Origin of the sequence: Streptomyces sp. NPDC020490 (genome assembly GCF_044335305.1) — a bacterium.
Taxonomy (GTDB): Bacteria; Actinomycetota; Actinomycetes; order Streptomycetales; family Streptomycetaceae; genus Streptomyces.
In genome coordinates, this window is record NZ_JBIRUY010000066.1 from 1 (window position 1) to 21,966 (window position 21,966).

Below are 21,966 nucleotides of genomic sequence, written 5' to 3' on the forward strand. Positions count from 1 at the left end.
CACCGACGGACGCTCGAGCCCCGCCACCAACTCCTCCCGCGACGCACCCACCACCACCGCACGGTGATCGAACACCGCACGATGCCCCGCCAGGGCGGAGGCCACCGCGTCGAGCGGGGTGTCGGGGCGGGAGTCGGCGTAGGCACGCAGCCGGGCGGCCTGTGCGGTGAGGGCGTCGTCGTTCCGGGCGCTGAGGAGCCAGACGACGGGGCCGGGGGCGCTCTCCTCGCCGACGCCTGCCTCCGGAGGCTCTGGGGCTTCTTCGAGGATCAGGTGGGCGTTGGTGCCGCTGATGCCGAAGGAGGAGACACCCGCGCGGCGGGGGCGGTCCGTGACGGGCCAGTCGCGGTGTTCGGTGAGGACGGCGACGGCGCCGCTGTCCCAGTCGATGTGGGGGGAGCGTTCCTCGCAGTGGAGGCTGCGCGGCAGCACTCCGTGCCGCATCGCCAGGACCATCTTGATGACGCCCGCGACGCCGGCGGCGGCCTGGGTGTGGCCGATGTTCGACTTGACGGAGCCGAGCCACAGGGGCCGGTCCTCGGGCCGGTCCTGTCCGTAGGTGGCGAGCAGGGCGTGGGCCTCGATGGGGTCGCCGAGGCGGGTGCCGGTGCCGTGGGCCTCGACCGCGTCGACGGAGTCGGCGGTGACACCGGCGTTGGCGAGGGCCTGGCGGATGACGCGCTGCTGGGAGGTTCCGTTGGGGGCGGTCAGGCCGTTGGAGGCGCCGTCCTGGTTGACCGCCGTACCACGGACGACGGCGAGGACGCGGTGGCCGTTGCGGCGGGCGTCGGACAGTTTCTCCAGCAGCACCAGGCCGACGCCCTCGGACCAGCCGGTGCCGTCGGCGGAGGCGGAGAAGGACTTGCAGCGGCCGTCCGCGGACAGGGCGCGCTGGCGGGTGAGTTCGACGAAGATGCCGGGGGTGGGCATGACGGTGACGCCGCCGGCGAGGGCCAGGGAGCACTCGCCGGAACGCAGGGACTGGGCGGCCAGGTGGAGGGCGACCAGGGAGGCAGAGCAGGCGGTGTCGACGGTGACGGCGGGGCCTTCGAGGCCGAGGGTGTAGGCGATGCGGCCGGAGGCGACGCTGGGCGTGCTGCCGGTCATCAGGTAACCCTCGGTGGACTCGGTGCCTTCGTGCAGGCGGGGTCCGTAGTCCTGGAAGGTGGCGCCGACGAACACGCCGGTGGCGGAGCCCCGCAGGGAGTGCGGGTCGATGCCGGCGCGCTCCAACGTCTCCCAGGAGGCCTCCAGCAGGAGCCGCTGCTGCGGGTCCATGGCGGCGGCCTCGCGCGGCGAGATGCCGAAGAACTGCGGGTCGAAGAGGGGGGCTCCGTCGAGGAATCCGCCTTCGCGCACGTAGTGCCTGCCGGGTCGGCCCTCGGGGTCGTAGAGGCCGTCGAGGTCCCAGCCGCGGTCGGTGGGGAAGGGGCCGATGACGTCGCGTTCCTCGGTGAGGACCTGCCACAGCGCCTCGGGCGAGTCGGTGCCGCCGGGAAAGCGGCAGCCCATGGCGACGATCGCGACGGGCTCGTCGCCGCCATCCCCGTCGCCGGCGCGCTGGGCTGTGACGGGGCCGGCGGCGCCGCGGCAGGTGCCGAGGGCGCGGTCGCACAGGTGGCGGGCCAGGGCGATCGGCGTGGGATGGTCGAACAGGAGGCTGCTGGGCAGGTCGAGGCCGGTGCCGCGGCTGAGCCGGTCGCGCAGTTCGACGGCGCTCCACGAGTCGAAACCGAGGCTGTGGAAGGTGTCGCGCAGGTCGATGTCGGCGGGGTCGTCGTGGTGCAGGACGACGGCGATGTCGCCGCGCAGCAGGTCCAGGACGGCCTGCTCGCGCGCCTCGGCGGGCAGGGGTTCGAGGAGCGCGCGCAGCCGGCCGGCCGCGGGGGCGCCGGCGCCGTCGGTCACGGCATCGATCCCGGCGCCGGATTCGGCGTCGGCGTCGGCGTCGGCGTAGGGGTCGACCACCGCATCGACCACCGCATCGGCCGCCGCGGCATCGGCCCCGGCGTCGGATGCGGCATCGGCCCCGGCGCCGGATGCGGCGTCGGATGCGGAGGCAGCGCCTGATGCGTCGCGCGTGGTCGCCGTACCGTGCGTGCCCGCGCTCGTGTCCGGGCTGACCCAGTGGCGCCTGCGCTGGAAGGCGTAGCCGGGCAGGGTCGGCAGAGCCGAGCGGGGGACGCCGGGGGTGCCGAGGACGGCGTCCCAGTCGAGGCCGTCAGCGGCGCCGAGCGTGTGGAGGCGGGCCAGGGCGGTGGTGAACGCCTCCGCTTCCGGGTGGCGGCCGCCGCCGGTGAGCGGTACGAACGCGGCCTGCTCGCCGGCGGTTTCGCGGCCGGCGGAGGCGAGGGCGCCGTCGGGGCCCAGTTCGGCGCACGTGGTGACACCGGCGTCCAGCAGGGTGCGGATGCCGTCGGCGAACCGTACGGCGTCACGGACGTGGCGCACCCAGTAGTCGGGGTCTGCCAGTTCCTCGGGGGCGGCGATGCGGCCGGTGACGTTGGAGACGACGGGCAGCCGGGCGGGCCGGTAGGTGAGGCCGGCCGCGACGGTGCGGAACGCGTCGAGCATGCCGTCCATGTGCGGGGAGTGGAATGCGTGGCTGACCCTCAGCCGCTTGGTCCTGCGGTCCCGGGCGCGCCAGTGCTCGACGATGCGGGCGACCTCGTCGGCGTCGCCGGAGACCACGACGGAGCGCGGCCCGTTGATCGCGGCGAGGCGCACCCGGTCGGTGAGCAGCGGGTGCGTTTCCTCCTCGGTGGCCTGGACGGCCGCCATGGCGCCGCCTTCGGGCAGGGCGTCCATGAGGCGGCCCCGCGCGGCGACCAGAGCGGCGGCGGCGTCGAGGCCGAGGACGCCGGCGGCGTGGGCGGCGGCGAGTTCGCCGATGGAGTGGCCGACGAGGTAGTCGGGGCGCACGCCCAGGTGGTCGAGAAGCCGGAACAGGGCGGTCTCGTGGGCGAACAGGGCCGGCTGGGTCCAGGCGGTGCGGTCGAGCAGGGCGGCGTCCGCGCTGCCGGGGGCGGCGAAGACGATGTCGCGCAGGGGCCGGTCCAGGTGTGGGTCGAGTGCGGCGCACGCCTCGTCGAGCGCGGCGGCGAACACCGGCTGGGCGGCGTGCAGTTCGCGTCCCATGCCGGGTCGCTGGCTGCCCTGCCCGGAGAAGAGGAACGCGGTGGCGCCGGTGCGGACGCGGTCCTGGACGAGGCGTGCGGTGTCGGTGCCGGCGGCGAGCGCGTCGAGGTGCTCGGCGAGCTGGTCGAGGTCCTGGGCGAGGACGACCGCGCGGTCCTCGTGCGCGGTGCGGGTGGTGGCCAGGGCCTGTGCCAGGCGTACGGGGTCGGCGGCAGGGTGCGCGTCGAGGTGGCGGCGCAGCCGGCCGGCCTGGGCGCGCAGGGCCCGGGGGTCGCGGGCGGACAGCGGGAAGAGCAGCGTGCGGCCCGGCGCCGCGGGCTCGGCGGCGCTGTCGTCGGCCGGCGGGGCGGGGGGCGGTCCGACCACCAGGTGGCAGTTCGCGCCGCCGAGGCCGAAGGAGCTGACCCCGGCGATCAGGGGCCGCTCCGGGTGCGGCCAGGGACCGGTGGCGGTCTGCACGCGCAGCCGCAGGCCCTCCAGGTCGATGGCCGGATGGGGGGTCTCGTGGTGGAGACTGGGCGGCAGTTCGCGGTGGCGGACGGCCAGCACGGTCTTGATCAGGCCGGCGATGCCCGCGGCGGCTTCGAGGTGTCCGACGTTGGTCTTGGCGGAGCCGACGGGCAGCGGGTCGTCGGCGTCGCGGCCGCGGCCGAGGGCCTCGCCGAGCGCGGTGGCCTCGACGGGGTCGCCTACGGGAGTGCCGGTGCCGTGGAGTTCGACGTACTGGACGTCGTGCGGATCGGTGCCGGCGTGCCGCAGGGCGCGGCGGACGACGGCGGCCTGGGCGGCGGCGCTGGGCACGGTGAGGCCGTCGGTGGCGCCGTCGTGGTTGACGGCGCTGCCGAGCAGCACGGCGTGGATGCGGTCGCCGTCGGCGAGGGCGCGGTCGAGCGGTTTGAGTACGACGATGCCGCCGCCCTCGCCGCGGACGAACCCGTTGGCGCGGGCGTCGAAGGTGTGGCACCGGCCGTCGGGGGACAGCGCGCCGAATCCGGCGGTGCGCTGTGCGCTGGTGGCGCCGAGACGCAGGTTGACGCCGCCGGCGAGGACCAGGTCGGCCTCGCCGCTGTGCAGGGCCTGGCAGGCGAGGTGGACGGCGACGAGGGAGGAGGACTGGGCGGTGTCGACGGTGAGGCTGGGGCCGGTCAGACCGAGGGTGTAGGAGACGCGGTTGGCGATGACACCGCGGTTGAGTCCGGTGAAGGCGTGCGCGGTGGCGGCCCGGTCGGCGTGCACGAGGGGGGCGTAGTCGTCCCAGATGGCGCCGATGAACACGCCGGCGGCGGTGTTCTTCAGCGTGCCGGGCAGGATGCCGGCCTCCTCCAGGGCCTCCCAGGCCAGTTCCAGGACGAGCCGCTGCTGCGGGTCCATGGCGGCGGCCTCGCGCGGCGAGATGCCGAAGAAGCGGGCGTCGAAGGTGTCGACGCGGTCGAGGAAGCCGCCCCAGGCGGTCTCGGGCGCGTCGGGTGCGACGGTGTCGCGGCGGTGTTCGGGCGCGCGGGTGATCGCGTCGGTGCCGGTGCGCAGCAGCCGCCAGTAGGCGTCGGGGCCGTCGGCCTGCGGAAAGCGGCACGACAGGCCGACGACGGCGACGGGTGCGGTGGCCCGGCCGGCCGTCCCGGCCGGCCGGGACGCCTCGGTCGCCTCGGTCGCCTCGGTCGCCTCGGTGGCCTCCGGTGCCGCCGTCCGTCCCGCCGAATTCGCTGGCTCAGCCACGAGCTCCCCCTTCGCTGATTTCCTGGCGCGTCTCCAGGGCTCCGTCGGCTCGGGTGGACCGGATCCGGGGAATTCCGTGCGGCGACGGCCGGACGCTGAAGCGCGGTTCAAAGGTGCGGCCAAGCCGGGGTCCTGGTCACGGCCGGACGCGGCTCGTAGGGGCGCTTAGGGGGGCAGACAAGGGTTACCGGCCCGGCCGCCGCCCGGAGAACCTTGCGGAAAGTCCCTTCGAGCGGCGGCGGCTGGCGAACGACGTTCCTGTGCCGGCGCTTGCCGCGGAACGGTCAGGAGCCGTCATGACAGGGAAATCAGGCAATCCCGATGATCCCGGCGCTCCGGGTGATCCCCGTTCTCCGGGTGGCCCCGGTGGCCCGGGTGGCCCCGGTGGCCCGGGTGGCGCCGGTGACCCGGACGGTCCCGGTGGTGCCGGTGGTGCCGGAACGGGAATCGGGATCCTGGGCACCGGATCGTATCTGCCTGCCGACACGGTCTCCAACAGCGTCTGCGCGGCCCGGGCCGGGGTCTCCGCCGAGTGGATCCAGCGCAAGACCGGCATCGTCGAACGGCGCTACGCCTCCGACTCGGAGGCCACCTCCGACCTGGCGGTCGAAGCGGCCCGCGCGGCCCTGGACGAGGCCGGGATCACGGCGGCGGAGCTGTCCTGGATCGTCGTGGCGACGTCCACCCCGGACTGCCCGCAGCCGGCCACCGCCTGCCTGGTGCAGGACCGGCTGGGCGCGCCGGACGCGGCTGCCTTCGACCTCAACGCCGTGTGCAGCGGTTTCGTTTTCGCGCTGGTGGCGGCGGCCCGGCTGCTGCCGGCCGCGCCCGGTGGACGGTCGGCCGGGTACGCCCTGGTGATCGGCGCGGACACCTACTCGCGGATCATCGACCGGACCGACCGGCGCACCGCGATCCTCTTCGGGGACGGCGCCGGCGCGGTGGTGCTCGGCCCGGCCGCCGACGGGTCCGGGGTGCTCGGCGCCCACCTGGCCAGCCGCGGCGACCGGCACGACCTGATCCACGTGGCGGCGGGCGGCAGCCGGTTGCCCGCGTCGGAGAAGACGCTGGCCGAAGGGCTGCACCACTTCCGCATGAACGGGCGCGGCGTGCGCGAGTTCATCATGGCCGAACTGCCGCGTGCGGTACGGCGGGTGGTGGAGGAGCACGGCCTCGACCTGTGCGACGTGGACCATTTCATTCCGCACCAGGCCAACGGGGTCATGCTCGCCGAAGCGGTGCCGGGGCTCGGTCTGGACCGCGCCCGCACCCACCTGACCGTCGCCCGGCACGGCAACGGCTTCCATTCCCCTCGCCCTCGACGACGCCCGCAGAAGCGGTCTGTTGCACGAGGGCGATCTGCTGCTGCTGGCCGGATTCGGCGGCGGCATGTCGCTGGGCACCGTCCTGGTGCGCTGGGGCGGGACGGCGGCCGCCCGGACCAACCCGTCGGACTTGCTCGTCTAGGGCCTCGGCCCCGACGAAAGGAATCAGCGGCATGACCACGACAGCAGCTTCCCCCGGTTTCGCGCGGGTCGCGGTGCTCGGCCTGGGCACCGTGGGCTCCGCCCTTGCCGGAACGCTGGCCCGGGCCGGTGTGCCGGTGGTGGCCGTCGAGACGGACGAGGCGTCACTCGCGCGCGGTGCCGAGCGCACCGCGCGGGTCGCCGGCGACCAGGCGTCCGCCGCACCGGTCACGTACACCACCCGGCTGGAGGCGGTCGCGGGCAGCGGCCTGGTGATCGAGGCGGTGCCGGAGGACTTCGCGCTCAAGGCGGACCTGCTGCGCCGGGCCGCCGACCTGTGCGGCGCGGACACCGTGTTCGCGACGACGACGTCGCTGCCGGTCACCCGGATCGCGGCCGCCTGCGGACGGCTGCCGCGCACCGTCGGCCTGCACCCGGTGGGGCACGCCCCCGAGGGAGGCTGCGTGGAGGTGGTGCACACGCCGGTCACGGATCCGGCCGTGCGCACGGCCGTCGAGGAGCTGGTACGGCGTACGGGGCGCACCCCGGTCGCGGTGAGCGACCAGCCGGGGTTCGTCGGCGGCGGCCTGCTGCTGGCGTACCTGAACGGCGCGATCGCGATGTTCGAGCGCCGCTACGCCTCGCGCGACGACATCGACGCGGCGATGCGGCTGGGCTGCGGACTGCCGCTGGGCCCGCTGGCCCACGCGGACCTGATCGGCCTGGACACGATCCGTGACGGCCTGCGTGGTCTGTACGAACTCACCGGGGAGTCCCGCTATCTGGCGCCGCCACTGCTCGACCACATGGTGACGGCGGGGCTGCTGGGTGTGAAGTCGGGCCGCGGCTTCTACCGGTATCCGCAGGAGGCCCCCGCCCGGCTCGCGTCCGCGGCCCCGGCCGTCGCACGGCCGGTGCGCACGGTCGGCGTGATCGGCTCCGGCACGATGGCCAGGGGCATCGCCGAGGTGTTCGCCCGTTCCGGCCGCCGGACGGTGCTGGTGGCCCGTACGGAGGTCCGTGCGAAGGAGGCCCTGGACGGTGTGGCCCGTTCCCTGGACCGGGGCGTCCACCGCGGCAAGATCGACACCGCGGACCGCGACGCCGCCGTGGAACGGCTGACGGGCACCCAGGACATGGCCGCGGTCGCCGAGTGCGACCTGGTGGTGGAGGCCGTCGCGGAGGAACTGGCCGTCAAGCGCGCGGTGTTCCGCCGACTGGACCGCGTGTGCCGGCCGGGCGCGGTGCTGACCACGTCGACGTCGAGCCTGCCGGTGGTGGAGTGCGCCGTCGTCACCTCCCGTCCCGAGTCGGTCCTCGGGATGCACTTCTTCAACCCGGCGCCGGTGATGCGCCTGGTGGAGGTGGTGGGCACGGTACTGACCTCCGAGGAGGCGCTGGGCACGGTCCGCGCGGTCTGCGCGGATCTCGGCAAGCATCCGGTGTCGTGCGGCGACCGCGCCGGGTTCATCGTCAACGCGCTGCTGTTCCCGTATCTCAACGGCGCGGTGCGGCTGCTGGAGCAGCACCGCGCGAGCGCCGAGGACATCGACACCGTCATGACGGCGGGCTGCGCCTATCCGCTGGGCCCGCTCGCCCTGCTGGACGTGATCGGCCTGGACGTCTCGCTGCAGATCCAGGAGACGCTCCACCGGGCCTTCCAGGAGCCCACGCTGGAACCTGCCCGCCATCTGCGGCACCTGGTGGCGGCGGGCTACCTGGGCCGCAAGTCGGGGCGCGGCTTCCGGGCGCACTGACAGCACGGGCAGCGGCCCGGCGGGCGGCGTCGAGTGACGCTGCCCGCCGGGCCGTCGTGTGTGCGCGCCGTCGGCCGGCCCGGTCCGGGGGGACGACACCGCGCGGAGGGGACGACACCATGCCGGAGGGGACGACACCGTGCGGAGGGGACGACACCATGCCGGAGGACGACACCATGCCGGAGGACGGCGCCGTCAGACCTGGTTCTCCCGCGTCAAGGCCCGGCTCCGGTACCACCGGTCGACCATGGCGGCGAGTTCGTCCTTCGCGAAATCGAAGAACTCGGCGGCCTCCGCCAGGCGCCGTCCCGCGGCGGTGTCCTCCCCCACGGCCTTCACCCCCGCCCGCATGGTCGCGCTCCAGCGCGCGAACACCTTGTCGCGGCCGGCCACCACCTCGTGCCAGATGTCGGCGTGGAGCCGGTAGCGTTCGCGCCGCGAACCGGGTTCCCGCTCGCGGCTGAGCATGTGCTGCTGCGCCAGGTAGCGCACCGCACCCGACACCGCGGCCGGGCTGGCGCTCAGCCGCTCGGCCAGCTGGGCGGCGGTGAGTACGCCGTCCGCCTCCGCGAGCAGGCAGGCGAAGATCCGGGACGACATCCGCGGGATGCCCGCCTCGGTCAGATCCGCGGCGAACCGCTCGACGAAAGCGGCCACGGCCTCACCATCGGCCTCCTGCCGCGCCGGTGTCTCCACGCTGCGCTCTCCCTCGCCCTCTCCGCCGCCCTCGCCCTCTCCGCCGCACCGGATGCTCGACGTCGCGGCCGCGGCACGTCACCACAGCAGGCGGGAAGCGTCCCGCCCGGCGCGTCAAGGGAATGCGCGGGACGGGCTATTCCGCGACCCGGGTGTAGCGGATGTAGCGGAACACCCGCAGTTCGCTCTCGCCGCGGCGGACGAACTCGTCGGTCGGCTCGAAGTGGTCGTAGCGGTTCTCCACCCGCATTTTGAAGGTCTCGGTGTGGTCGTCGACGTGCACGACGATCTCGCGCTCGTCCGGCCGGTACGGCGCGCCGAGCAGCAGGGCGTTCGGGGACGGGGTCGTCGTCAGCATAGGGGTCTCCTCGCGGTCGTCGTCCTGGTGTGCTCCAGACGCTGTGCAGTCGTCTGCGGACGCTGTCCGGCACGCGGCCCGGCAACGGCGTACGGCTCGGGGGCGTCTCCCCTCTCGGTCGTCCACGGCCAGGATGCGCAACCCCGCTCAAGCCGCACTGGAGGGATGGTCTTCTCCCCGCGCTCAGGCCGCGAACAGATCGAACGTGGACGTCCGCCGCGGCCCCGCCAGCACGTTCAGCATCGGATCGACCGACAGCATCGCCTGGTGCAGCCGCTGCAGCTGCGGGGACGGCTCGACGCCCAGTTCCTCGATGAGCCGGGCGCGCAGCCCGCGGTAGACGTCCAGGGCCGCGCTCTGCCGTCCGGAACGGTACAGGGCCACCATCACCTGCGAGTGCAGGCCTTCGTGCCGTGGATGACGCGCCGTCAGTTCTCTGAGTTCGGCGATGACTTCGGTGTGCCGGCCGAGCCGGAGGTCGGCGTCGATGCGCCGCTCCACGGTCACCAGGCGGCTCTCCTCCAGGCGCATGGCCTCGATCTCCAGCACGGGCCCGAGTTTGATGTCCACCAGCGTCTGGCCCCGCCACAGATCCAGCGCGGCCCGGAAGCGGTCGGCCGACACCTGGTTGTCCCCGGCCCCGAAGGCCTCCTGCCCCTCGCGCACCAGCTTCTCGTACTCGTGCACGTCGACGCGTTCCCCCGGGATCTGCAGCAGATATCCGCCGTGCCGGGTGGCGAGCACGTCCTTCACGGCGTGCGAGGAGCCGGTTCCCATCGCGGCGCCGATCCGCCGGCGCAATTGAAGAATGTACGTCTGCAACGTGGTGAGCGCGCTTTGCGGAGGCGTCGACGCCCACAGTTCCTCCATGAGCGTCGATATGGGCACGACTCGACCGGGATACAGCGCGAGCAGCGCCAAGATCTGCCGCGGCTTGCCGGCGGTCGGAACAATCGATCCGCCCTTGACCTCGGCATTCAACGGACCAAGAAGCTGAATCCTCACACAATCCTCCCCGTTGCTCACGCTCGATGGCACCGTGCCCGGTCCCGCACCCGTGCCGAAAGGCAAGCTAGCCGGGCCCTTCCGCCCTGAGCGCTTTTCTCAAGCGGCTCTGTAGCGGAGTTCCATGCAAGAGGTCCGTCTTTGCCGGAATTTTCAATTCCGCCGGATGGCCGGTTCCCGTGTCAGGCGGTCAGCCGTCCGTCACGCCGCCGGCCCGCCCCGGCGGTCCGGACAGCGTGAAGGTGTCCGGCTCTCCCCTGCCCGCGCGGGGAAAGCCGTGGTGCAGTTGGAGCGGGGGCGGCGGGCCGTCGTCGGCCTGCACGGCGACGGCGACGAGGACGCCGGGCACGGGCTCCAGTTCCAGGAAGCTCCACCGTCCCGTCGGGTCGTCCTCGGGCAGCCGGAAGGCGAGGACGCCGCGGTCGGCGGCGAGGGTGAAGGCGAAGGAGTCGAACGGCAGGCCGAGACCGAGGCCGCGCGCCTTGGCGTAGGCCTCCTTCAGCGTCCACAGGCGCAGCACGCGCCGCGCCCGCAGCGCGTCCGTCCTCGCGCGCGCGATCCACGCCCGCTCCTCGGACGCGAAGGTGCCGGTGATGGCATCCGGCGGCCGGCCGGCACGGTCGAGCCGCTCGAGCAGTTCGAGGTCGACGCCGATGCGCCGGCGCCACGCCACTCCGAGCAGGCTGTATCCGCCGCTGTGGGAGAGGTTGAAGTCAAGTCGGTCCCCGCCGCCCGGCGGTCCGCCCGCGGGACAGCGCAGGAAGGGCCGGCCGCGCGGGGAGCGCCGGATCACCAGCTCGGGTTCGGTGAGCCCGGTCTCCCCCGCCAGTACCCGCCGTACCAGGGTGTGGGCCAGCAGGTACCGCCGCCGGTCCCGCTCGGAGACGAACTCGCGCGCGGTCTGTTTCTCCCGCCGGTCCAGCCAGCGCTCGGCGAGCGTCCCGGCGACCTGCGGGGGCAGGTCCCCGTCGGCGCACAGCCACAGCCGCACCGGCCGGCCCGTTCCGGAACCGGAATCGGAATCGGCGGTCGTGCGGCCGTCACCGGTGTGCTCCGGCGTCCTGTCCGCGTCCATGGAGTCGTACGGTCCGGCGTCAGTCGCGGGCCGCCGGCCGCGCCCCGGCCTCGGCGGCGGCCGCTGGTGCTTCCGGCTCTCGCGCGCGGGTCCCGCTGGTCATCGCCACGTGGAGCAGCCCCGGCTTCCGGGAGGGAGGCGCGCCCGCCGCCCTCCGTACGCAGTCAGTACGAAGTCAGTACGCAGTCAGTACGAAGAGTGAGCCCGAGTACCGGCCCCGGGCCGGCCCGCCGCCGCCATGCGCTCCTCGGCCAGGGGCAGGTCGCCTTCCGGGCCGGGGTAGGGGGCCGGGCCGTCGCCGGGGGACGCCAGCAGGTGCTGGTGGAGCCGGGTCAGCCGCGGGGAGGGTTCCAGGCCCAGCTCCTGCACGAGCGTGGTGCGCAGACGGCGGTAGACGTCCATGGCCTCCCCGCGGCGGCCCGAGCGATGAAGGGCGATCATGAACTGGGCGTGCAGGTCCTCGTGGGTGCGGTACCGGCTGGACACCACGGTCAGTTCGGCCAGCAGTTCGCGATGGCGGCCCAGCCGCAGATCGGCCTCTATGCGCTGGTCGAGGGCGCACAGCCGGCTCTCCTCCAGCCGCTTGGCCTCGGTGGCCAGCCGCGGGCCGGGCTGCACCCCGGCGAACGCCGTGCCGGTCCACAGGTCGAGCGCCTCGCGCAGGACACGGGAGGCTCCGGCGAAGTCCCCGGTGTCCATCGCCCGGTAGCCGACACCGGCGAGCCGTTCGAACTCCCGGACGTCGCTGACGCCGTCGCCGCTGACGAGGGTGTAACCGCCGGGCGCGGTGACCAGGACGTCCTTCGCGGTGCGCGGCGGGGTGTCCGGGGCGTCCTCGAGCAGCGCGGCGCCGATGAGTTCGCGCAGCTGGAGGACGTATGTCTGCAGGGTGGTGCGGGCGCTGCGCGGCGGGGCGCCCGCCCACAGCTCCTCCAGGAACACGGACAGCGGCACGACCTGGTCCGCGTGCAGGGCCAGCAGGGCGAGCACCTGGCGGGGTTTGGGCGCGGTGGGGGCTACGGAGACCCCGTTCTCGCGCACGTCCAGCGCTCCTAGAAGGTCAATGTCCACGCTGCCTCGCCTTCCGTGCTCACGCTCACACCTGTATCCCGACATGCACGGGCGCCGCGGCCGGTTCGGTGCTCACGCGGGTCGAGTGCGGCGGCGTTGCTCATGACGGCCTCCTCCCACTCCCACCACGGTCGTTGACACCGCTCGAGAACCGGTCGGGCCGCGCCAGTGCGCCGAAGCACCGAGCGGCCGACGACCCACGGTCCCTGCCCCGGCCCCGCCCCTGCCCCCGCCACCGCCACCGCCACCGCCACCGCCACCGCCACCGGCACCGAACCCCCTCACGGCCCCGTCTTAGTGGTCCCCGTCTTAGTGGTCCCCGCCCTCGTGGTCCCCCTCCTGCTGGTCCCCGTTCTCGTCGTCCCCGGCCGCGCCGTCACCGACCGCAGCCCCGCCGACAACGCCTGCGCGCTCTCCTCGGCACCGCCCACGCCCGTCATCACGACGACCGGGTCCATCACGGCGGGCAGGGTGTGCGCGATCCCGTACGCGGTGAGCGCGCCCGGCCCGCAGCCGCACAGCAGCAGCCGGCCCCCGCCGGCCAGCGCGTCGGCCAGCGCAGCGGGCAGTGTGGCGGGCAGCACAGGCGGCACGCCGCAGCAGCGCAGTTGCACGATCCGCTCGGGGCCGTCATGCCGGCCTGCGAAACGTTCGTACGCGCCGGGCACCACGCCCGCCCCCGCCACCAGGCAGATGACGTCCGCGCCGGGCTCCCCGCGGCGCAGCACGGTCAGGCCGGTGACGCCGGTGCTCGGCGGGCGCGGCGCCGCCCGCGGCACGTGGGTGCCGTCCAGCGCGCCCAGTACCTGCCCGACGGTGGCGTGCGGGTCGGTGAAGTCCGCGAGAGCGCCCAGCAGCCGCACGCACTGCGCGAGGGTCTGCGCCGCGTCCGTGTCGCGCAGCACCTGCCGGTCGTACAGCGCGGTGAGGCAGAGGCCGCCGTCGGCGTCGCGCCGGGCGACGAGCGTGACGGCCAGACTGGTGTCGCCGCCCACCAGGTGCGGTACGCCGACCCGGATGCCCTGGGCGGCCAGCTCACCGCGCACGGCCGGGGACAGGGTGGGGAGGCTGTCGAAGAAGAGGGTGGTGTGCATGGTGTCCGCGTCCTCGCCGCGCCCGGTCCACTCCCGTATCAGCTCGTCGGAGACCCACGGGTAGGCCGACATGTCGAGCACCGCGTCCCGGACCCGCCGGACCAGCGGGCCCACCGGCGCCGCGGGGTCGACGGTGACGGTCAACGGCAGGGAGCCGCCCGGCAGTCCGGGCGCGTGCGCCGCTCCCGGCAGGGCGATGTCCCGTGCGGACAGGTACACCCCGAAGGCCACCCGGACCGGCTGCCGCGCGCCGGTGGCCCGGTACAGCAGCAGCGCCCACACCAGGTGCAGCGCGCTGCTCTCCCCCGCGCCCCAGCCCGCCGCCCACTCCCTCAGCCGCCGGGTCCGGGCCGGTCCGAGCCGGCGTTGCAGCTGCGCGGGCCCGCTCTGCCCGGTCGGCGCACCGGGCCGCCCGGGGCTGAGCGCCGCGTCCCGCGGCGGCGCGGCACGCGTCCAGAACGCGCGGGCGGCATCGGTGTTCTGCCCGGCCAGCCACCGGGCGTGGTCCCGTACGTCGGGCCGCCGCTCACCGCCGGGCAGCGGCCCGCCCGCCAGATAGGCGCGGTAGAACTCGCGCAGCAGCACACTCACGGCCCGCTCGTCGAACAGGGCACGGTGGTACGTCAGCAGGACCCGGGTGGACGGTCCGGCCCCGGCGCCGACGGCCGGTGCGTCGTCCAGCAGCGTCAGCCGCAGCAGTCCGGCCCGGTGCAGCTCGAACCCCTGCGACCGGTCGCGGGCGAGCAGGTCACGCCAGGGCAGGGCGGTCCGCGAGTGACGTACGACGTCGACGGCGGCCCGCTCGTGCAGCACCAGGCGTGGAGCGGCCACCCAGTCGACGGAGGCGCGCAGCACCGACTCGCGTTCCACCACGGACTGCCAGGCGGCGACGAACCTTGCCGTGTCGAGCGGGCCGGTCCACCTCCAGGTCAGCTGCTCGACATGGCGGCTGCGGTCCCCGTCGCTCTGCACGGCCTCGCGTACCAGGCCGCGCTGGGCACCGCCCAGCGGCACGGTCTCCGCGTCGGCGGGCAGCACCATCAGGTCGGCGAGGAGTTCCGGGGGCAGCCGGCCCGTGCCGCCGTCGGGGCCGTGCCTGACGAGGGTGAGCGTGTGCCGGCCGGAGCCGTGGCTGTCGAGCATCACCGAGAAGGTGCCGTGGCGTTCGACGATCCGGGCCGCGAGCCGTTCGGCCTGGCCACGGGCGGGCAGTCCGTGCAGGCCGAACACACGCGAGCGGCCGGTGGCCGACCCGCACGGTTCGTGGACCACGCACACGACGGTGCCCGGCACCGCGTGATGGGTGTTCATCCGATGTCCAGGGGCGCCCTGGTCCACCGCGGCGGCGGGGACGCGGCTCCCCTTCCCCCTCTCCCCTGTCCGTCTCGCTGTGCTTCCGGTCCCCTGTCTCGGCACGGCAGGCCCGCCCCTGCCACCGCCGCCTCTCCTCACACGCCGGTGGCCGCACCCGGTCCCGAACGTGGGCGCGGCACCTCCCCCTCCCCCGGCCCCTCCGGCGGGAGGGCATCGGAACTCCACCGGACGGCCGGTGCGGGGCCGGTGCGGCGGTGCACTTCGCCGGACGCGCCGCGGTGAGCCTCATCCACCGGGCACCGGCCCGCCACGAGGGGGACACCGCAGCCCCACCCGGCGGTGTCCGGCCCCCCGATGAGCCGGGAACCCCCGCGCCCTCCAGGTGGAAGGGGCGCGGAGAACCTGCGGCGCGGACCATGGCCGAACGCCTGGCCGTACGTCTCCTTCAGCGTCCACCGCCGCATCGGCCGGGCCCGGAGTTCCCGCCCGGCCGGACCGGCCGGGACCGCGGCCCCGGCGGGCGTCTCGGCCCGCCCGACGGGCAGGCCGAAGGGAACCCCCTGGTCCGCCCGTTCGGCGTCCGCCCCGATCGGGCCGAGGCGCCGCGGGCAGCCGAAGCCCACTCGTCCCGCGGCCGTCGGGTGCCGCCCGGAGCGCGGCCCGGTGCCACTCGGGCGACCATCCGCGCGCCGCCCGTGCTCGCCCCTTCTCCGACGGGGATCAAGGGTGCGCCGCCCCGCTGGACCGCTGCTCGAGGCGGGCCCGGGTCAGCCGGTCGGAGCGGGGTGCCGCGACCCGCGGGGCGGTGGCAGGCACCGCGTGTTCGGGGCCGGCGCACAGGATGGACCGCTGCAACTTCGCGAGCGGCGGGGAGGGTTCGAGACCGAGGGTGCGTACGAGTGTGGTGCGCAGCCGCCGGTAGGCGTCCAGGGCCTCCCCTCTGCGTCCCGCCCGGCACAGGGCCAGCATGTACTGGCCGCACAGGCTCTCGTGGCCGGGGTACCGGCTGACCAGCACGGTCAGTTCGGCGAGCAGTTCCCGGTGCCGGCCCAGCCGCAGGTCGGCCTCGATGCGTTGGTCGAGGGCGCACAGCCGGCTCTCCTCCAGCCGCTTGGCCTGGGTGCTCAGGTGCGGGCCGGTGGTCACGTCGGCCAGCGGCGGGCCGTTCCACAGCCGCAGCGCTTCGCGCAGCAATTCGGCGGCGGCGGCGTAGTCCTCGGCGTCCATGGCCCGGTAGCCCATGCCGCTCAGCCGCTCGAACTCCCTGACGTCGTGGACGCCCCCACCGCTGTTGAGGAGGTAGCCGCCGGGCACGGTCAGCAGGACGTCCTTGGCGGTCCGCGGCGGTGATCCGTCCGGGTCGTGCGCCAGCGCGGCCGTGATCATCTCGCGGATCTGCAGGATGTACGTCTGCAGCGTGGGGCGCGCGCTGCGCGGCGGCTGGTGCCCCCAGAGTTCCTCGACCAGGGTGTCGACCGGCACGGTTCTGTCGGCGTTGAGGACCAGCAGCGCCAGCACCCGGCGAGGCTTGGGTGCGGTAGGTGTGACGGATACGCTGTTCATCCGTACGGCGAGTGGGCCCAGTATGCCGATGTCCACGCGTCTCCCCCGTTTCCCTGCTGTCCGCTCGGAAGCGATGTCCTGCCGTCTTGAGTAAAAGACAGGGCGCGTGGCATATCAACACCGTACCTGCCGGCCGCATTGGCCCGACAGGACGCGATTTCGAGCCAAGTGCGCGCCCCGTGGGACGTTTTCTTCCGGCGTTCCGCCCGGACCGGTTGTTTGCCCTCACGCTGACGAGTCGCGCCACGGGATGCCGACTCGCCCTGAATCCTCCCTGATCGCAGTCCCGCCAGGCGACAACGAACCGGCGGTTTCAAGCCAGTCGCGTGCCGGGCGGGACCAGGAAAACCGCGTGGCAAAGCCGTCGGAATATCGATGCCGCGAACAGTCGAACGCCCCGTTCCAGGGGCGCCGCCGGGGCGTACGGCAGCCTCCGGACCACCCTCTTGGCGGGCGAAACGATTCCGCGCGGACATCCAGCCGAAACCCATTTGCCGCCCTCCCGTACGGCAATGACATTCCGCGCCCCATCGGTCGATTTCCCTCGCGTACCGGAGCGCGGACTTTGGCGGTGCGTGAGGGATATCGCCCCTTTTTCAGGGAGATGGAGGGTGGTGGCCGTTGCCGGTGTCAGCGGTCCGGCCCCCGGAGAGGGAGGACGGGCGCATCGAGGGCTTCGTCGCGATCACAGACGAGGGTGTCTCCGTTCACCCTGAGGCGGGCGACCTGGATCGAGCTCCGGCGGTCCTGGTAGCCGCTGGGCCGCACAGCCCCCTCGCCGGACCGGCCGGGGTGGGTGAACTAGAAGACGCAGGCGCCGAGTTCGCCGGTGACGACGTCGGCGTGGCAGCCGTACGCCCCGTCGTCCGTGCCGCGTCCGGGAGAGGGGCCCGCCAGTCCCACAGGCATGGTTCCCGCGCGGCGGCCGAGTTCGTCGCCGGAGCGTTCTCCGCCCGGGCCCCGCCCGGGCTGCGCACCGCCCATGTCCGCACGATGCTCGGCACACCCGGCCACGTCATCGCCCAGGCGTACGCGGGCATGTACACCGACCCGGGCGCCGTGGGCATCCGCCCGTACAGCGAGGCGTACCTACGCCGCCGCCCCCAGCCGGCGCTGACGGTGTGGACATCCGCCGAGGCCGCCGTCTGGGAGAGGACCACTCTGCACGTGACCGGTTCCCGGGTGGAGCACTGGCCCGGCGTCGGCCACTACCTGCACGAGGAACAGCCCGGGCGCACCGTCCGGCTGATCGAGGCGTGGGCGGCGGCGCCGGGTGCGCTCGGCCTCGGTCAGCCGGGTCAGGAGCGTACGTCGACGTAGTCGCCGGTGGCCTTGGCCGGTCCGGTGGTGGCGCTGCCGGTGAAGTTCCAGCGCCAGTAGCCGTCCTTGACCGCCTTGACCGTGGTGCGGAGAGTGCCGGTGCTGCTGGTGTGGACGGTGCCCACGGTGGTGTAGGTGCTGCTGCCCTTCGGGCGGAACTGCAGCTGCACGGCTCGGCCGGCGTATCCCGCATAGCGGTAGGTGTCCCAGTTGGCCCGTACGAGCTTGCCGGTGACGGTGATCCGGGCGCCCTTGGCCACCGGTTCCGGTCCGGCGTCGACGGTGAGCCGCGCGGCGCGCTTGAGGCCGAACGACGCGATGCCGGAGGCGAAGACGCTGTCACCGTCGTTGGCGTCGGCCAGGGCGTCGACCGACCATGTTCCCGCGTTGGCGTTGGCCAGGTCCACCGGGTCGTCGCTGCCGGGAGCCAGGTGGGCGTTGACGGTGAAGTGGGTCGTGCAGGCCGTCGCGGTCTCGCAGAACGCGTCGGCGCCGTACCAGCCGCCGTGCGGCCCCTTCAGGTCCACGTCGACGAACGCCAGGCCCGAGTCGTCGGATCCGGTGACCGTCACCGGGAAGACAACGTTGTGCGTGATCCCCACGATGACGTCGTGACCGGAGTTGACGGTGGCTCCGCTGACCACGGGAGCGCTGAGCGCGGTCCCGTCGGCGGCGTCGGCCGTCGCCCCGGCCCCCGCCAGCAGAACGGCGACGACCCCCACCACGACCCCGCGGCTCGCCATGCCTTGTCTGTCGCTGAATGGTGCGACGAAGCGGCTCATGAATCCTCCCCAGGAACAACAGGCCCTGCTGCCGCACCTCATGAGCGGCAGCGACTGGCGGCGAACGCCGCGGACCGATGTGTCATCCCTTACGACCGCCGAACCGGCCCGATCGTTGTACCGCTCCCACCACGTCTCCGATCGGCCGCCGGAGGCCTGAGATCCGGTGCGCTACGAAGCCGCCGCGCGGGCGCGCAGCATCCGGGCCACGGCGTCCGAACGCTCCAGGAGCATGTTGCGGACCACCGGGGCCGCGTCATGAACCGCCTGCTGAGCCTTGTCGATGTAGGCGGCGTCGATGGCGTACGGGGGGAACAGGCGGCTGGTGAAGACCATCGCCGGGATCATGCCGCCCTGGTGCAGCCGGGGAAGCAGGTCGAGGTAGCGCTGGGTGTAGGGGGCCAGCAGCTCGTCCTGGGCCGGGCGCCAGAAGGCGGTCGCCACCTGGCCGACGGAGCTGACGGGAACGGCGCGGTCCACGGCGAGCCGCTGCCAGACCTCGGCCTTCGCGGCGGGGTCGGGCAGGGCCGCCCGTACCGTGAGGGCGCGCACCCAGGCGTCGGGGTCGGGGTCGCGCTCCAGCAGGGCGGCGGACCCGGACGCCACCTGGCCGCCCAGTTCCGCCTCGCGGACCAGCGCGCGCCAGAGCAGGTCCACGTCGTCGCCCGCCTGGGTACGCAGCCAGGCCAGGTCGTCGGCGTCGGCGGCGGTGCGGGCCAGACCGCGCAGCGCGACCTGGCGGCGGCCCGGGTCCTCGGCCAGGCGCCGGCAGGCCGCGGCCACCTGGGCGGTCAGCGCGGCGCGTTCGGCGGGCGGGGCCCACAGTTCGGCGATGTCCGCGGCGAGTGTCAGGTACGGCTCGATCACGGCGTCGGACGTCTCGGCGGTCAGCACCGCCGTGAGGCACCGCCCGGCTTCCGCCGCCGTTGCCTCGCCGTTGGTCAGCATGTCCCAGACGGTCGCGGCGGCGACGCCCCGGGAGATGGCCGAGGGCAGCCGGGCCGCCGTACCGAGGAGGGCGTCCCCGCTCGCCGGGTCGGGACGGGTGGTGGCGAAGGTGAGGTCGTCGTCGTTCGCCAGCAGGAACTCCGCCGCGGGCGGCAGGCCGGTGATCGGGGTACGCGGCTGCGTCACCTCGACCCGTACCAGCGCCGTGCGCTCGAGGTCCTCACCGTCGCGGGCGTAGGCGCCCACCGCGACGACCTGCGGGCGCGGCGTGCCGGCGGCCACCAGCGTGACGCTCTCACCGTCCCGTTCCAGGCGGAAGCGGTCGGTGCCCGCCGTCGCGAGCCAGGCCGTGCGCCAGGCGTCCAGGTCGCGCCCGCCGGCCTTCGCGAGCGCCTCGATGAGGTCCTGGAGGGTGGTGTTGCCCCAGGCGTGGCGGGCGAAGTAGGCCGCCATGCCGGCGGTGAAGCTCTCCTCGCCCACGTACGTCATGAGCTGCTGAAGGACGGAGGCGCCCTTGGGGTAGGTGATGTTGTCGAAGATCGACGCGGCCTGGGCGACGTCGTGGATGGGCTGGTGGATGGGGTGGGAGACGGGGCCCTGGTCGGCGAGGTACGCCTTGAGCTTGTCGCCCACCAGGTGGCCGGCCCACGCGTCGGTGTACCGGCTGGCGCGCTCGGCGGCCCAGTGGCAGGCGAACTCCGCGAACGCCTCGTTCAGCCAGAGGTCGTCCCACCAGCGCATGGTGACGATGTTGCCGAACCACATGTGCGCCATCTCGTGCAGCAGCACCTTGGCGAACAGCTCCCGTTCGGCGGGCGTCGGCTCCGCCCGCCGCAGGAACGCGTCGGACCAGGTCACGCAGCCGTAGTTCTCCATCGCCCCGCCGAACTCGGGCATGAACACCTGGTCGTACTTGCGCTGCGGGAAGGGCATCGCGAACGCCTCGCCGTAGAAGGCGAGTCCCTGACGGGTGAGGGTGAAGATCTCCTCGGCGTCGCGGTCGAGGACCTCGGCGAGCGAGCGGCGGGCGTACAGGCCCAGGTCGTGGCCGTCGGCCTGGCAGCGGATCTCCTGGAAGGGGCCCGCGTTGACGACCGTGTTGTACACGGACAGGGGCGGGGTGTCGGCGAAGGTCCAGCGGCGGGCCGCCGCCAGTTCCTCGACGCGCGCCGCCGCGGAGTTGCTGGTGACGGTCCAGGTGGGCGGGGCGGTGACGGTGAAGGCGTGCGGGGCCTTCAGATCGGGCTGGTCGAAACAGGCCCAGACGAAGCGGGCCTCGTCCGGTTCGAAGCTCATCCACACGTAGACCTCGCCGTCCGCGGGGTCGACCGCCCGGTGCACGCCCTCGCCGGTGGCCGTGTCGGCCTGCACGCTCTCCACGCGCAGCACGTTGTGCGCGGCGAGGCCGGGCAGCCGGATGCGGCCGTCCCCGGCGGGGGTGAGCGCGGCGCCGTTCAGGGTGGCGCTCAGCACGTCGGCGGCGCAGTCCACGAACGTCTCCGCGCCCGGCTCACGGCAGGTGAACGTCACGGTGGACACGCACCGGACCTCGGGACCGTCGGGCAGGGCGGTGAGGTCGATGTCCACGTCGTACCGCTCGACCGTCAGCAGCGCCGCCCGGCGCTCGGCTTCGGTACGGGTCAGGCTCCGGGTCCCCATGCGTCCGTCCTCCCTCGTCACAGGTCGCGCGTCAGCCTACGACGGAGTGCGTCGGCGAACACGGGCTTTTTCCCCGGCCGCCGGAGGAGGGAGTCAGCGGCCGCCGGAGGAGGAGTCCGCGGCCGTCCGAGGAGGGGTGCGCGGCCGTCGGAGGTGGCGTGGGGCCGTCAGTCCTGGTGGAGCATGGTCTCCAGGGCCGCGACGGCGTGCGAGCGGTGCTCGTCGAGGAGTCGTACCGCTCGCTCGGGATCCCCGCCGCGCAGGGCGTCCAGGATCGTGCGGTGCTCCTTCACGACGTGGTCACGGTTGGCGGGCTCGCCGTAGTAGAGGGAGCGGTAGGCGTCCGTGGCGTCCCAGAGGGTGGTGATGAGCCTGGCCAGTCGTGGCATGCCGGCGGTTTCGTAGAGGGCGAAGTGGAAGCGGCGGTTGGCGGCTGTCATGGCGGACACGTCGCCCGCCGCGGCTGCCTGTTCGACCTCGTGCTGGACCGCTTCGAGGGCCGCGAGGGCCGGCCCGTCCAGGTGCTCGGACGCCTGGCGGACGGCTTCGGCCTCCAGGAGTTGCCGGATGCGGTACACCTCGCGCAGGTCCGCGAGGGACAACTCGGCGACGAAGTAGCCCCGGTGTGCCTCGTGGACGACCAGGCCCTCGGCTTCCAGGCTCTTCAGTGCTTCACGCAACGGCAGGCGGCTGACGCCGAGTTGTTCGGCGAGGGCCTCCTGCCGGATGGGGGCGCCGGGTCCCAGCTGCCCGCTGGTGATGGCCCGGCGCACCTCTGCCAGCACGAACTGCTGGGCGGTCGGCGGGCGCCGCCGGTGCGTGGGGCTGGTCATGGCGGGATGTCTCCCCTGCGCGGAAGGGCGGGTCGGCGGGTGGGTCGGCTGGTGGGTCGGCTGGTGGGCGCGTTCATCCTAGACGAGTAAGTCCTATGTCCTGGGCTGACGATCAGGCGTGAACAGAGGGTGTTCAAGATCATGTTGTGACGCAAGATCTGAACACCCTCT

At 73.9% G+C, this 21,966-nt stretch carries 13 protein-coding genes and 1 pseudogene; 3 read left to right on the forward strand and 11 right to left on the reverse strand.

Going from position 1 to position 21,966, the window contains the following annotated elements:
• Positions 1-4,854, reverse strand: a 4,854-nt coding sequence (locus tag ACH4ZX_RS38930) for a beta-ketoacyl synthase N-terminal-like domain-containing protein (RefSeq protein WP_398283436.1), incomplete at its 3' end; no start/stop codon positions are given.
• A gap of 296 nt (positions 4,855-5,150) precedes the next feature.
• Here ACH4ZX_RS38930 and ACH4ZX_RS38935 point away from each other — a divergent pair.
• A pseudogene (locus tag ACH4ZX_RS38935) lies at positions 5,151-6,321 on the forward strand (3-oxoacyl-ACP synthase III family protein).
• A 31-nt stretch (positions 6,322-6,352) separates the two neighbouring features.
• Positions 6,353-8,077 (forward strand): 3-hydroxyacyl-CoA dehydrogenase family protein, encoded by a 1,725-nt coding sequence (locus ACH4ZX_RS38940; protein ID WP_398283438.1) that lies wholly within the window; start codon positions 6,353-6,355, stop codon positions 8,075-8,077.
• A gap of 195 nt (positions 8,078-8,272) precedes the next feature.
• Here ACH4ZX_RS38940 and ACH4ZX_RS38945 read toward each other — a convergent pair whose 3' ends face one another.
• The 7 genes from ACH4ZX_RS38945 to ACH4ZX_RS38975 all read right to left on the reverse strand — a co-directional run bounded on the left by ACH4ZX_RS38945 (position 8,273) and on the right by ACH4ZX_RS38975 (position 16,289).
• Positions 8,273-8,773 carry a GbsR/MarR family transcriptional regulator gene (locus ACH4ZX_RS38945; protein ID WP_398283440.1) on the reverse strand — a complete coding sequence of 167 codons (501 nt, stop codon included), beginning with the start codon at positions 8,771-8,773 and terminating at the stop codon, positions 8,273-8,275.
• A gap of 136 nt (positions 8,774-8,909) precedes the next feature.
• Positions 8,910-9,131 carry a DUF5988 family protein gene (locus ACH4ZX_RS38950; RefSeq protein ID WP_351893895.1) on the reverse strand — a complete coding sequence of 74 codons (222 nt, stop codon included), beginning with the start codon at positions 9,129-9,131 and terminating at the stop codon, positions 8,910-8,912.
• A 183-nt stretch (positions 9,132-9,314) separates the two neighbouring features.
• Positions 9,315-10,136: a BTAD domain-containing putative transcriptional regulator gene (locus ACH4ZX_RS38955; protein WP_398283459.1), complete on the reverse strand. Its 822-nt coding sequence runs from the start codon at positions 10,134-10,136 to the stop codon at positions 9,315-9,317.
• Between the two features lie 190 nt (positions 10,137-10,326).
• Positions 10,327-11,211, reverse strand: a complete 885-nt coding sequence (locus ACH4ZX_RS38960) for a 4'-phosphopantetheinyl transferase family protein (protein ID WP_398283443.1) — start codon at positions 11,209-11,211, stop codon at positions 10,327-10,329.
• 186 nt (positions 11,212-11,397) lie between these two features.
• Entirely contained in the window at positions 11,398-12,282 is an 885-nt protein-coding gene (locus ACH4ZX_RS38965; protein WP_398283445.1) for a BTAD domain-containing putative transcriptional regulator, read from the reverse strand.
• A 281-nt stretch (positions 12,283-12,563) separates the two neighbouring features.
• The gene (locus ACH4ZX_RS38970; RefSeq protein WP_398283447.1) at positions 12,564-14,687 is read right to left on the reverse strand and encodes a condensation domain-containing protein; all 2,124 of its coding nucleotides are present in this window, start codon (positions 14,685-14,687) and stop codon (positions 12,564-12,566) included.
• A gap of 723 nt (positions 14,688-15,410) precedes the next feature.
• Positions 15,411-16,289 (reverse strand): BTAD domain-containing putative transcriptional regulator, encoded by an 879-nt coding sequence (locus ACH4ZX_RS38975; RefSeq protein ID WP_398283449.1) that lies wholly within the window; start codon positions 16,287-16,289, stop codon positions 15,411-15,413.
• 756 nt (positions 16,290-17,045) lie between these two features.
• Between ACH4ZX_RS38975 and ACH4ZX_RS38980 the strand changes: the two genes are divergently transcribed.
• On the forward strand, positions 17,046-17,573 hold the full coding sequence (locus ACH4ZX_RS38980) for an alpha/beta fold hydrolase (protein WP_398283451.1): 528 nt from the start codon (positions 17,046-17,048) through the stop codon (positions 17,571-17,573).
• Here the strand turns inward: ACH4ZX_RS38980 and ACH4ZX_RS38985 are convergent.
• From ACH4ZX_RS38985 to ACH4ZX_RS38995, 3 genes are all read right to left on the reverse strand, one after another.
• Entirely contained in the window at positions 17,552-18,355 is an 804-nt protein-coding gene (locus tag ACH4ZX_RS38985) for a calcium-binding protein (protein ID WP_398283453.1), read from the reverse strand. The genes ACH4ZX_RS38980 and ACH4ZX_RS38985 overlap by 22 nt on opposite strands.
• A gap of 171 nt (positions 18,356-18,526) precedes the next feature.
• Positions 18,527-20,962, reverse strand: coding sequence for an aminopeptidase N (gene pepN, locus ACH4ZX_RS38990; protein ID WP_398283455.1), 2,436 nt, complete (start codon positions 20,960-20,962; stop codon positions 18,527-18,529).
• A 167-nt stretch (positions 20,963-21,129) separates the two neighbouring features.
• The gene (locus ACH4ZX_RS38995) at positions 21,130-21,795 is read right to left on the reverse strand and encodes a GntR family transcriptional regulator (RefSeq protein ID WP_398283457.1); all 666 of its coding nucleotides are present in this window, start codon (positions 21,793-21,795) and stop codon (positions 21,130-21,132) included.
• Between the last annotated feature and the right edge of the window lie 171 nt (positions 21,796-21,966).